Annotated in this window: 14 protein-coding genes and 1 pseudogene; 13 read left to right on the top strand and 2 right to left on the bottom strand. The window is 40.4% G+C overall.

Going from position 1 to position 12788, the window contains the following annotated elements; translation table 11 throughout:
* Window positions 1–28 precede the first annotated feature (28 nt).
* Complete coding sequence (locus HMPREF0848_RS00725) at window positions 29–286, top strand: DUF896 family protein (RefSeq protein WP_002887595.1); 258 nt, start codon at window positions 29–31, stop codon at window positions 284–286.
* A gap of 170 nt (window positions 287–456) precedes the next feature.
* Window positions 457–1848, top strand: a complete 1392-nt coding sequence (locus tag HMPREF0848_RS00730) for an amino acid permease (RefSeq protein ID WP_002888743.1) — start codon at window positions 457–459, stop codon at window positions 1846–1848.
* 82 nt (window positions 1849–1930) lie between these two features.
* On the opposite strand, the gene HMPREF0848_RS00735 is transcribed toward HMPREF0848_RS00730, so the two are convergent.
* The gene (locus tag HMPREF0848_RS00735; RefSeq protein ID WP_008533986.1) at window positions 1931–2557 is read right to left on the bottom strand and encodes a hypothetical protein; all 627 of its coding nucleotides are present in this window, start codon (window positions 2555–2557) and stop codon (window positions 1931–1933) included.
* 141 nt (window positions 2558–2698) lie between these two features.
* Window positions 2699–3454 carry a peptidylprolyl isomerase gene (locus HMPREF0848_RS00740; protein WP_008533987.1) on the bottom strand — a complete coding sequence of 252 codons (756 nt, stop codon included), beginning with the start codon at window positions 3452–3454 and terminating at the stop codon, window positions 2699–2701.
* A gap of 288 nt (window positions 3455–3742) precedes the next feature.
* On the opposite strand from HMPREF0848_RS00740, the gene HMPREF0848_RS10785 reads away from it, so the two are divergent.
* The 11 genes and pseudogenes from HMPREF0848_RS10785 to pyrR all read left to right on the top strand — a co-directional run bounded on the left by HMPREF0848_RS10785 (window position 3743) and on the right by pyrR (window position 12528).
* A complete protein-coding gene (locus HMPREF0848_RS10785; protein ID WP_232203272.1) occupies window positions 3743–5137 on the top strand; it encodes a hypothetical protein in 1395 nt (464 codons plus the stop codon).
* A gap of 65 nt (window positions 5138–5202) precedes the next feature.
* Window positions 5203–5988: a hypothetical protein gene (locus HMPREF0848_RS00750; protein ID WP_008533988.1), complete on the top strand. Its 786-nt coding sequence runs from the start codon at window positions 5203–5205 to the stop codon at window positions 5986–5988.
* 95 nt (window positions 5989–6083) lie between these two features.
* Window positions 6084–6526, top strand: a pseudogene (locus HMPREF0848_RS00755) (hypothetical protein).
* An 81-nt stretch (window positions 6527–6607) separates the two neighbouring features.
* Window positions 6608–6874: a DNA/RNA non-specific endonuclease gene (locus HMPREF0848_RS00760; protein ID WP_008533991.1), complete on the top strand. Its 267-nt coding sequence runs from the start codon at window positions 6608–6610 to the stop codon at window positions 6872–6874.
* 1 nt (window position 6875) lies between these two features.
* Entirely contained in the window at window positions 6876–7361 is a 486-nt protein-coding gene (locus HMPREF0848_RS00765; protein WP_008533993.1) for an immunity protein YezG family protein, read from the top strand.
* A gap of 121 nt (window positions 7362–7482) precedes the next feature.
* Window positions 7483–8022 (top strand): T6SS immunity protein Tdi1 domain-containing protein, encoded by a 540-nt coding sequence (locus tag HMPREF0848_RS00770; protein WP_008533994.1) that lies wholly within the window; start codon window positions 7483–7485, stop codon window positions 8020–8022.
* A gap of 170 nt (window positions 8023–8192) precedes the next feature.
* A complete protein-coding gene (locus HMPREF0848_RS00775; protein ID WP_037608718.1) occupies window positions 8193–9422 on the top strand; it encodes a hypothetical protein in 1230 nt (409 codons plus the stop codon).
* A gap of 116 nt (window positions 9423–9538) precedes the next feature.
* Window positions 9539–10444: a LysR family transcriptional regulator gene (locus HMPREF0848_RS00780; protein ID WP_037608720.1), complete on the top strand. Its 906-nt coding sequence runs from the start codon at window positions 9539–9541 to the stop codon at window positions 10442–10444.
* Between the two features lie 8 nt (window positions 10445–10452).
* Entirely contained in the window at window positions 10453–10926 is a 474-nt protein-coding gene (lspA, locus tag HMPREF0848_RS00785) for a signal peptidase II (RefSeq protein WP_008533997.1), read from the top strand.
* On the top strand, window positions 10898–11791 hold the full coding sequence (locus HMPREF0848_RS00790) for an RluA family pseudouridine synthase (RefSeq protein ID WP_008533998.1): 894 nt from the start codon (window positions 10898–10900) through the stop codon (window positions 11789–11791). The genes lspA and HMPREF0848_RS00790 overlap by 29 nt, the downstream gene beginning before the upstream one ends.
* 215 nt (window positions 11792–12006) lie before the next feature.
* Window positions 12007–12528, top strand: a complete 522-nt coding sequence (gene pyrR, locus HMPREF0848_RS00795; protein WP_008533999.1) for a bifunctional pyr operon transcriptional regulator/uracil phosphoribosyltransferase PyrR — start codon at window positions 12007–12009, stop codon at window positions 12526–12528.
* The last annotated feature ends 260 nt before the right edge of the window (window positions 12529–12788 follow it).

Below are 12788 nucleotides of genomic sequence, written 5' to 3' on the forward strand. Positions count from 1 at the left end.
TTCTTGGGATAACTAGAAAGGACTTAACATGACACCAGAAAAAATTGCTCGTATCAATGAGCTTGCTAGAAAGAAAAAAGCGGAAGGTTTGACTCCAGAAGAAGAAGTGGAACAAGCCAAACTTCGTGAAGAATATATCGAAGGTTATCGTCGCTCCGTTCGTCACCACATCGAAGGGATCAAAATTGTTGACGAAGAAGGAAACGATATTACACCTGAAAAGCTTCGCCAGGTACAACGTGAAAAAGGTTTGCACGGACGTAGCCTTGATGATCCCAAATCATAAAAACCAAAAGAATAGGAGCTTGGAGATGTCTGAGCTCTTGTTCTACTTCGAAAGATTCTGAATATTCCGAATAAAAAATTGACCATTTACTAGAAAAATGGTAAAATGTAGGTTATGTGAAAATAACACGAGATAATGAATCGTGTTAAATAGAATTGGAGTGAAAAAACATGTCGCAAAAGCAACATCACAAAGAAGACGACAGTCAGACTGAAAATGGGATGGTACGTGGTCTTCAAAACCGTCACGTCCAGCTAATTGCCATTGCTGGTACGATTGGTACAGGTCTCTTTCTGGGAGCAGGGCGTTCCATTTCCTTAACAGGACCGTCGATTATTTTTGTTTATTTGCTGACAGGCGTCTTCATGTATTTCATGATGCGTGCTATCGGTGAGATGCTTTATATGGACCCTAACCAACATACTTTTATCAACTTTATTACCAAATATCTTGGTAAGGGTTGGGGATTCTTCTCAGGTTGGTCCTACTGGGTATCCTTGGTATTCCTTGGGATGGCAGAAATCACTGCCGTAGCGACCTATGTGCAATATTGGTTTCCGCACTGGCCAGCTTGGGAGATTCAGCTAGTCTTCCTACTGATCTTAAGTTCCGTTAACTTGATTGCGGTGAAAATCTTCGGAGAAGTAGAGTTCTGGTTTGGGATGATTAAAATCATCACTATCTTGGCTCTGATTGCTACTGGTATCTTTATGGTAGCGACTGACTTTAAAACACCGGCTGGACATGCTAGTCTGGCCAACATTACACAAGGCTTCCAAATGTTCCCTAAAGGATGGGTAAGCTTTGTAATGACTTTCCAAATGGTCTTCTTTGCTTATCAAGCCATTGAGTTTGTCGGCGTCACAACATCTGAAACCGCAAATCCACGTAAGGTCTTGCCTAAAGCCATTAAGGAAATCCCTGTACGTATCGTCATCTTCTATGTGGGTGCCCTCATTGCTATCATGGCTATCTTCCCATGGCAACAACTTCCAGTTAATGAATCACCATTTGTAACAGTCTTCCAGATGGTTGGTATCAAGTGGGCGGCAGCCTTCATTAACTTCGTTGTCTTGACAGCAGCAGCTTCATCTTTGAACTCAACGCTTTACTCAACAGGTCGTCACCTTTTCCAAATTGCTAAGGAAACACCAAATAGTAAAGTGATGAAGACGTTGAAATTGGATACCTTGTCACGTACAGGGATTCCTGCTCGTGCCATCATTGCTTCAGCAGTTGTGGTATGTATCTCAGCCTTCATCAACATCTTACCTGGTGTATCAGATGCCTTCTCTTTGATTACAGCATCATCATCAGGGGTTTACATTGCTATCTATGTTTTGATTATGCTTGCTCACTGGAGATACCGTCAATCTAAAGAGTTCTTACCAGATGGCTTCCTTATGCCAGCCTATAAGATTTTAAACCCAGTGACAATTGCTTTCTTCTTGTTTGTATTTGTTTGTCTCTTCTTACAAAAATCTACTTATATCGGTGCGATTGGAGCGACAATCTGGATTATTATCTTCGGTATTTATAGTAACTGGAAACACAACAACTAAAACATGTTTAACTCACCCTTGTGGTGAGTTTTCTTGTGTCACAAAAAAACACAGGGTACTTGTCCTGTGTCCAAAAGCTTATTTAAGCGAGGCTTTCTTGATGAAAGAAGCCACCCCATAGCCCTTTGTTGCGATGGAAAATAGCAGGTCTGTGATCGTTATGCGAACGGCCATTAACATCGAGTTTGGCCCATTCAAGCGCCTGGTGGGCGTTACGATCAGAGACTGTCGATGTGCCAATGTAGCTGTAAATTCCAGCCTTTCTGAGAATAAATCCCTGAAGCTGACGAATGTGTTCATCGTTGAGCGACTCTGAAAATTGAATCTTAACCGTTTTGTAGGTAAGAGCCTGAACTGATTCAACGACAGGGGATTCAGCCAAGAGGTGTAGCAGTTCTTGGTGTTGAGCAAAATATCTATCGTAGTCCATGGGAAGAATAATCGTATGGGCAATCCAATCTTCCAAATTAGCTTTAGCCTTTTGGCTAAGACCTCTCGCTTTAATAGTGAGGTTATCTATATGGAAAGGCAGCTGGTCGATGTGAGTCATTTTTGAACCATAAGCCTTTCTGAAAAGCGGTGTACTTGATAGAATATGTCCAGTAGGTAACATGATAGCCAGGGCCGTTTCCTTGGTTTGATAACCAAGATTATGGCATTCCATGCTGGCGTAAGTGTCTTTAAATTCAATAATTGCTCTTGTTTTCATCGTGTAACTCTCTTTCTGTTAGTTTATAAACTAACAATAGTTTATCACGAGTCCTTAACGAGGTCAAGAATTAACCTCCAAAAATAAAAAAATTTCAAGTCATCAAAAAACTTCGAGAATAAATTTCCCGAAGTTATTTTACTAGAATTTGTAGTCTTTCACAATTTTGATGGCGTTAACCGTTACCGTTTCTTTTGGCTTGTTGTTTTGATCGACTTCAAGATTGGCAATGGTATCAACGACATCCATCCCTTTGATGACTTGTCCAAAGACGGTATATTTGGTATCACCGGCTGGGTATCCACCTTTTTTGTAGGCGTCAATAATAGGTTTTGGATAACCAGCACTTGAAAGTTGTTTACTTTGGTCATCCTTGTTTTGAACGATGAAGAATTGGCTACCATTTGAATCCTTAGCACCAGTATTTGCCATGGCAAGCGCTCCTCGAATGTTGTAGAGGAATGGTGTTGGCTCAAGAGCGAAGCCTTTCTTCCAGATAGATTCGCCACCAGTACCGTCACCTTTAGGATCACCACTTTGAATCATAAAGTCTTGGATGACACGGTGGAAGGTAAGACCGTCGTAGTATTTATCCTTGGCATGCTTCAAGAAGTTTTCAGAAGCCTTAGGAGCCAGAGTAGGGAAAAGCTTAACAGTTATATCGCCCTTCGATGTCTGGAGGATAACTTCAGCCTCGTCCTTTCCAACCTTGTCTGACAATTGAGGAAAGGCGTTTTTATCAGATTTTTGAGCTTTTTCTAATTGTTTCGTGTATATCTTGTTGTCAACGTAGGCATCTCCACGAATGGCACGTGCAATATTTTCACGGTAGACAAATCCTAAGCAAGCAATAACAAGTACAAGGACTAAGAGAATGTACTTTTTAATGTTTTTCATATATAACTCCTTTGATGCATTATACCTATTATTGTAGCAGAAAAAAACCTTTTGGGAAACGGTTAACAGAGGTTTGTAATTATGGTAAAATAGAAACATCAACAAGAAAATGAACAGGGACTAGATATAGGGAAAGGTTGTTTCACTCAAACAGCGAGCGAGGCATAACTTTTGAAAGACGTAGGATGCTCACGGATAAGCAAGCTGTGTGTCTATGTTTTACTTATGGAAAACGTCACTAAGCTGAGGGGTCCATTTGTTTGCATTTCTTGAAAAAAGGAGATTTTTATGTCAACTAAAGCAGAATGGGCTGAACTCTTTGAGTCGGTTCATGGGCGTAAACCTAGCCCCCAAGAATTTTTGGACGCTAAAGCAGCTGATTTTGATACTAGCGCTTTGATTGCTCAAGCGGCATCTGTAGATGCCCCAGCTAAGGAGCCTGCTACTGAAGAAACACCTGTAGGTCAAGTCGTTGCAGATACCGAGAAAGTCGCTCAAGAAGACGATATCGCTGATGTTGCTGAGACAGCTGAAGATGCTGTCGCTGAACAAGCAAGCAATGAATCACCATTTGGAACAGCAGCCTTCCCAGAAGCGCCTGCTCAACAACCAACACCACAATTTGATTCAAGCATGTTTGAAAAGGCTTCTATTCCGACAACTCAAGGATTTGGAGCAGTTCCTAATCCAGCACCTAGCTCAGCAGATAAACCTGTCTTCAACCTTATCTTGCCGATTGTTGCGATTGCCCTTTCAGTAATCTTTGCCATCTTGTCATGGTTTGTTAGTCCTGCTTGGCTCTTCATCATCTTGACAGTCCTTGCACTCGCTTTGGCAATGGTTTCACTTATCTTTAGCCTTAAATCAAGCAAGAAATTGCTCTCTATCATTGCAACGGCAGTAGCTGGAGTCGTGCTCCTTGTCTCTATTGGTGGTTTGATTTTCCAAATTTCTCAAAACTCAAATGACAATGCAGGCTCAAGCAAAACATCAAAAGTTGCTGACAAAGATGATGAAGATGATGACAGCGATTCAAAATCTGATTCAAAATCTAATTCAAAATCTAATTCAAAATCTGATTCAAAATCTGACTCAAAAGGTGATAGCACTGACGTCAACGATTACATTGACAAAAATGCTAAATTTGACTGGAATGAATCTAAGTTCAAGAAATTGAAAGCTGGAAAAGACTCTGCTAAGTCAATTATGAAGACTTATGGTAAAGCATCAGATGCTCAAATGTCAGGTGATGACTTGAGCATGACTTATTCTGGCAAAGACTATAGTGAACATGTTTACCTAACCTTTAAGAAACAGTATGATGGTACCTTTATCTTGTCACACGCTTCAGGAAACTTCCCTACAGATGCTGTACAAACTGATGACTCATACAAATCTGACTGGACGAAAGAACAGTTTGATGCTCTTAATAAGGGAGATTACAGTAATCCATCAAACGGAACAAAACTCGAAGATATCCTTAAGGATCACCCTAAAGCTTCAAACGCTGAGTACACCATCTCAACCGTTCGTGAAGGTGAGTTCAAGAAAGAATTGAGCGTTTCTTATAACGACTTTAAAGCTGAAGATGGTAAACTTAAGAGTGTTTACTTGTCATTTGACACTACAGAAGATGGTGATACATTCTACCTTACTTATAAATCAGGTCCAGATGGCGATTAATTAAGCTGATTAAGGAAACAGGAGGGGAGACCTTCCTGTTTTTTCTTGATAAAAGGAGAAAACTATTGAGATTTTTAAATTATACATTCGAGCAAAGTCAGTCTCTTGTCACTAAGGAGACCGTAGAAAAGCTCAATCAAAAAGGAAGCTGGAAACGTTTTATTGGTTTATTTATCACTTCAATCCTTATTTACTTTTCCTCCATTGCTGTACCGTTGTTTATAAAGGGCTTGACCGTTGAACAAAGTCCTACATTTTCTTGGATTCAGTGGCCCATGATTTTCTTGTATCTTATCATGTATCTGGTTTATCTGCTCTTTTCAATAAGGTACAGAAAAAGTCCGATGAAGCTGAAATTTTGTACTTACTTTTACATGGTAGTCTTACTCGCTATCTTTACAGTATGTGCTGGTATAATGATGATGACACGACGAAATATTGTCAGTATATTATCGGGTGCCATGTTTCTTCTTTCCATTTATTATTTGATTCGAACGGTTCCCCGTAAACTGAAAGAAGCCGTTCAAAATCAGACAGAGTTTAGCCCCATGGTAGCACTTGTGACTGAAAAGATTTCGGATGGCTTGGTCTTTTTAGGTGGAACGGGGATTACAGCCGGACTTGTGCTGTTTGACCGCTCCACTGGGAGTAATTTAAGAGGGAGCATCGATGCGGTGTTGTTGCCTATTATGCCAGCAATATTTGTCTTTGCGACTTATGTCTTTTCTATTGATCTACTACGAGGCTATTACCTCTTTAAATATTCTGAACAATATAGAGAGCAGTTTGGCTACTCAGCTAAGGACTGGTATGGAGAGAAGTCGAAGGAGTATAGGAGGATGCTGGGTTAGGGTGCTTCGAGAAGACCAACAGGTTTTGAAGTGAATTATAAGATTGATGGGGAAGAATTTTCTAAAAAATTACCTAATATAAATGGAGAATAAAAATGAAGCAATTTGAAGATAAATTTATGGATGTCCAAATAAGTATGATTTCTCTTGCATCGGAATATGTACGTGCTCAAGCTGAAAACATATTTATCTATACAATAGCTGATAGCTTGTACAGTTTCGATGTATTTTATAAAATTAATGGACATGTAGTCCGTAAACATAAAGTTAACAAATATTTGCCAAAAGAATCAAATATTGATACTGGTCTACAATCAAGTTTGTTAAAAGAGGGGATAAAAGATGTAGAAGCCATGCTTGCAATTTGTAAAGAATATAATCGTGAACATCCCACAGAAATGTGGCTCATCTACGATGCTGAACGAATAGTTTGAAATCGAAGTATAGTTATGAAGGACGTTACGATAAGGATGAAGAGTTGTTGCCTCGAAAAGAATTTGAAAAATGGTTTGAAGAAGTTAAAGAGAGTCAAGAATAGGTAGTAGCATTAGAATTTAACCACCCTCGAGGTGGTTTTCTTGTAATGTCAAGATGGTATAATTGAATAGTTGGTGGACACTTGATAGGGACACAGTTCAATGGTTCGGGTGACTTAGATAACCTTGTTGCCATGAATCGAGACATCAACCGCTCAGGTGGTGAATGGTTCAATATGGAAAAAGATTGGGCTAAAGCACTTAAAGAAACACCACCAAAGAAAGTAACAGTAAATATAGAAACTATATACTCAGGAAAGTCATTGAGACCAGATAGTTTTAAAGTTACATACGAAATTGAGGGTGAAACATTAGTAAGAAAAACAATAAAAAACCAAATTGGAGGATAAAATGGAAAAACAAATTAATGAGAAAATAATTGAAATAGTGCATCAAGCAAATAATATGATTCCAGTTGTTTGGGATGATTTGTATATTGTAATAGAAATGGATAAGACATGTAGTGGAAGTGCATACTTTTATTTTAAATACAAAGGTGAGTACCATTATAATTTATATATTTCTAGAGATTTTGGTCTATCACAGGAAGAAGTATTTAACCAAAGTGATATATTGTTTGATAAATCAGAAGGATTAAAAAGAGTTTTTATAGATAATGATTTATCCGATTGGTATATTTGTATTATTCACTTAGATGAAAATAATAAACTATCAGTTGATTTTGATTATGCTCCGTGGTTGGAGAGTGATTTTGGGCCAACTGATCGTATAAACTTTTTCAGATATAAGTTTCTTGGTTTTGAACCTCGAAATGAAAAAGAACTTGAACAGTTCAAAGCCATGGAAGCTTTTCAGCAAGAACATAATGGCAAATAGTTTGCTTGGATAAAAGACCGCCTCAAAGGTGGTCTTTTGTGGTTTGACAAATTCTGGTCCATAGGTTTTGTGGTATACTGGGATTTAGTGGAGCACTGATAAAACCAAATTGGAGGAAAACATGTTAGACAACTTTTTAAAAGTGGCAGATATGCCACAGGAAATTATTGGAAAATACAAGGACCAAGTCCCTACTGAATTGGTTCAAATTTGGCAAGAGGATGGTCTAGGAACATTCTTAGATGGTTATCTAAAAGTTATCAATCCAGATGACTATTTTGAGCTTCTCCAAGATAGTTATTTCAGAGGAGATGTCGCTTTCCCTATGTTCGTAACAGCATTTGGAGATATTGTTACTTGGGAAGAGAACGCCTATGTGGGAATTGTCCAATATAATATTCAGGATTTGGATATTATTTGTAAGGGGATGGATTTATTCGTTCAATTTTTAGATAACGAATATATAACAAAAAAATTTGAACTTGATTTATATAGACAAGCTGTTGCTAAACATGGTCAATTGGCCTACAATGAGTGTTTCGGTTTTGTTCCTTTACTAGCCTTGGGAGGTGTGAAAGATGTGGAACATATGGATAAGGTAAAAACCTTGGAGCACATTTACCTCATGTACCAGCTTACAGGCGGAGTGTTTGACGATTGATAATAAGTAACCGCCCTCAAGGTGGTTTTCTTTCGTTCATTTTCATGAGATGGCTTGTCACTTAAGCACATCAGGCAGTCTCAAAAAATTCTCTCTTATATCCGACCTTATTTTCATAAGACCAGATTAAAGTATGATAAAATAAAGAAAAAGAGATAAAGGAGTCAGCTATGGCAACTAGAGAAGAATGGGTGCGTCACTTTGAGGACGTAAATGGTCGTAAACCAAGTCCTGAGGAGTTTATGGAGGCCAAGAAAGAGGATTTTGTCATCGCTACTGAGGCGGAAGCTGCCCAAGTGTCTGAGCAGGTTGAGGCTCAGCAAGTGGATAGCTCTGAAGCTGCTGAAGAGGTGTCTGCTGACTCAGAAGCAGAAGCGCAACCAGCTGAAGGTCCAGTGGTACTTGAGGAGGAAGCTCCTAATCACATGCCTGAGTTGAATCTGGAGAAAGAGCAAGAAATAGAGGCTCCAAAGGCAAGTCAGATACCTCTGGAAAACCCTTATTACAAATCTAAAGAAGTCAAAAATAATACTTTTGTCAACATCGTTCTTCCGATTATTATCCTAGTCTTGGGGCTTATATTTGCCGTTTTGGCTTGGACACTTCCAATCGGTTTCATCTTTACCTTCTTTGCTTTCTTCCTTATCATTTTGGCGATTGTGACTATGGCGCTGAGTGTGAAGTCAACACGCAAGGCCTTATCTATCATCGCTCTGGTTATGTCCATCATCTTCTTCACGACGTCACTTAGTGGAACAGGCTATCAAGTGGTCAAGTATATCATTAAACATGCCGATCAGTTTGAGGCTGATAGTCGTTACAGAGCAAATGAATACATTGATAAAGATTATCAATTTGACTGGACAGAGGACCAGTTTAAGGAGTTGAAGGTTGATTCTTTGACTTTGGATGAGGTCCTAGATGCTCATGGTAAGGCTACGGATGCCGAGTGGGGCGATGATGGTGAAACACAGACGTTAGACCTTACTTATGCAAAAAAGGGAAGGGGTAGTGATAACTTTGTCCGTTTGACCTTTAAGTCTAAAGATGGTACTTACATTCTAGAGCATGCTTCTGCAGACTTTGGCTATGATAAGGTTAAGGAAGTTAGTGACTATCAAAGCAACTGGACAAAAGAGGATTATGATAAGCTAACGGTGGGTACTCAAGCAGATTTGCTTAAGGGAACACGTCTTTCAGATGTTGTCTCAAACCACTCTGAGGCCAGCTTTAGTACGCATGAGCTGACTCAGACTGATGAGGGAGACCTCACACAAAAAGTATCGCTTAGCTTCTACGATTATAGTCCAGGCAGTGGTAAACTTAAGACGGTTCACTTAACGTTTGACTACGATAAACGTGAAAACGAGTACTTCTTAACAGATAAATCAGATGAATAAGGCTACTTTCTTAGTCACTCAAGCCCAGGGTCGCCTGGGCTTTTTTAGTCTCAACAAAAGAAGATAAAATTTGGTATAATAGAAATGATTGATTTTTCAAGAAAGAAGTGTCACACATGAACATACAACAACTACGTTATGTGGTAGCTATTGCCAACAGCGGTACCTTCCGTGAGGCTGCCAGCAAGCTCTTTGTGAGTCAACCTAGCCTTTCGGTAGCAATTAAGGATTTGGAGCAAGAGCTGAATTTTCAAATTTTCACCCGTACAACGACGGGGGCTGTCTTGACCAGTCAGGGCATGACTTTTTACGAGCGTGCGCTTGAGGTGGTGCGCAGTTTTGATAGTTTTGAAAACCGCTATCTCAATGCTTCTGAGAAGGGCAACCAGTTTTCGATTGCCAGTCAGCACTATGACTTTTTGCCACCTTTGATTACGACTTTTTCAGAGCGTTATCCTGATTACAAGGATTTTCGTATCTTTGAGTCTACGACCATTCAGATTTTGGATGAGGTAGCTAAGGGGCATAGTGAGATTGGGATTATCTATTTGAATCGTCAAAATAGCAAGGGAATCCAGCAAAATATGGACAAGCTTGGGCTTGAGTCTATTGATTTGATTCCGTTTAAGACGCACATTTATCTCCGTAAGGGGCATCCGCTGGCTAAAAAAGACAGTCTGGTTATGGATGACTTGGCGGCCTTGCCTACGGTGCGTTTCACTCAGGAGAAGGACGAGTACCTTTACTATTCTGAGAACTTTGTGGATACGTCAGATTCGTCTCTTATGTTTAACGTGACGGACCGTGCGACCTTGAACGGTATCTTGGAGCGTACGGATGCTTATGCGACGGGGTCTGGTTTCCTAGATGCGCAAAGTGTGAACGGTATTACTGTGATTCCACTAGAGGACAATTTGGACAACAAGATGGTGTATGTCCGTCGTAAGGGCATTAGCTTGTCGTCTTGTGCCCTTAAGTTTGTCAATGTTATGTTTGACTACTTTGACACTTATAAACCATAGGAGGACATATGCGTAAGGTTGTGATTCCTTTGGCTATTCTGGCCCTGATTGGTTTGGATCAGTGGGTCAAGCATTGGGTTGTGGCAAATATTGCCCTAAACCAAGTCATCAAGGCTATACCGGGACTTTTCAGTTTGACCTATCTGCAAAACCGTGGTGCTGCCTTTTCGATTTTACAGGATCAGAAATTTTTCTTTGTGATTTTGACTGTTCTGGTGATTGGTGCGGCTCTGGTTTATCTGGTTAAGAATTACCAAAAGAGTATCTGGTTGGTCCTATCTTTGGTTTTGATTATCTCTGGTGGTATTGGAAACTTTATTGACCGTGTGCATCTAGGGTATGTGGTTGATATGGTTCAGCTTGATTTTATTGATTTTGCAATATTTAACGTGGCAGACTCCTATCTAACGGTGGGCGTGCTGCTCTTGATTTTAATCTTATGGAAAGAGGAAAATGGAAGTCATCATAAAAGAGGCGGGTAATCGTCTGGATAAGGCCTTGGCAGATTTGACAGAATTGTCACGCAGTCAGGCCAATGAAGCCATCAAGGCTGGAACGGTCTTGGTTAATGGTAAGTCGGCAAAGGCTAAGTATGCGGTTAAAGAGGGTGACGTCATCACCTATGAATTGCCAGAAGAAGAGGTCTTGGAGTACAAGGCTGAAGATATTCCTTTGGATATTATCTACGAAGATGCGGATGTGGCAGTCGTTAACAAGCCTCAGGGCATGGTGGTCCATCCATCAGCTGGTCACACATCTGGGACCTTGGTTAATGCCCTCATGTATCATGTCAAGGACCTCTCGTCTATCAATGGTGTGGTTCGTCCAGGAATTGTCCACCGTATCGACAAGGACACGTCTGGTCTTCTCATGGTTGCTAAGAATGATAAGGCCCACAATGCTTTGGCGGCTGAGCTTAAGGACAAGAAGTCTCTGCGCAAGTATGTGGCTATCGTGCATGGCAATCTGCCTAACGACCGAGGCGTGATTGAAGCTCCGATTGGGCGTTCAGACAAGGACCGCAAGAAGCAAGCGGTAACGGCCAAAGGGAAGCCTGCGGTAACTCGCTTTACTGTTTTGGAACGTTTTGGCAACTATACTTTGGTGGAGCTGCAGCTAGAAACAGGTCGTACCCACCAAATCCGTGTGCACATGGCTTATATCGGTCATCCAGTGGCGGGAGATCCTCTATATGGGCCTCGTAAGACCCTCAAGGGTCACGGACAATTTCTACATGCCAAGACCCTTGGTTTCACGCATCCTACGACTGGAGAATTGGTCGAATTTACAGCAGAAGAACCTGCTATTTTCAAGGAAACTTTGGAGAAGTTGAGAAAAGGTAACTAATCATCAAATGGATGGTCTTTCTTGGGAGAGGCTATCCGTTTTTTTCTTGTAAAAGGGTCTAAATTTTGCTATAATTTACCTAATTGAATAAGTCCTTTAATCACTGTCCAGAGAGGCAGGCAAGGAGCCATAAGAAGTGTACAGGTAAACTGTGCCATATTTTTGTGTATCTCCTTGTTTCAAGGGGATTTTTTTGTATTTAGAAAGGTTCTTTTATGAAGAAAAAAGAAATCGTCGATGACGTAACCATGAAGCGTGCCATTACACGTATCACTTATGAGATTATTGAGCGAAACAAGAATCTCGACAAGATTGTCTTGGCTGGTATTAAGACACGTGGTGTTTATATTGCTCAGCGTATTCAAGAGCGCTTGAAACAGTTGGAAAACCTTGATGTACCATTGATTGAGCTTGATACTAAGGCTTACCGTGATGATGTTAAATCTGAACAGGACACATCCCTTATTCCTATCGAAATTGATGGTACGGATGTTATCCTTGTAGATGACGTGCTCTATACAGGTCGTACGATTCGTGCTGCGATTGATAATATCGTTAGTCATGGACGTCCGGCGCGTGTCGGTTTGGCTGTCTTGGTTGACCGTGGTCACCGTGAATTGCCAATCCGTGCAGATTATGTTGGTAAGAATATCCCAACAAGTGAGTCAGAACAGATTGAAGTTTTGGTTTCTGAAGTTGATGGTAAAGATAGCGTCAACATTATTGATCCAAGCTAAGTTGGCTGACAGTTAGGGTGAAACGCCTTTGTATCTTGTTAATTGAACATGCCCTAAGCCTTGTGCAAAAAAGATAAATACTCTTAGGAGCTGGCGCTCCGTCATCGTATTTCCTATTTTTGCTTTAGGCTTTAGACGGGCTTTGTATCTTGTTAAATTGAACACGGGACTCATTTCTTAGGAAAAAAGATAAGTCTCCTAGCACTCTTTGGAGTGCCTTGTCGACTTCCTATTTTTCTACAGAAATGTTTGGCTACGCC

The sequence above is a fragment of the Streptococcus sp. C150 genome (assembly GCF_000187445.1).
Classification (GTDB): Bacteria; Bacillota; Bacilli; order Lactobacillales; family Streptococcaceae; genus Streptococcus; species Streptococcus raffinosi.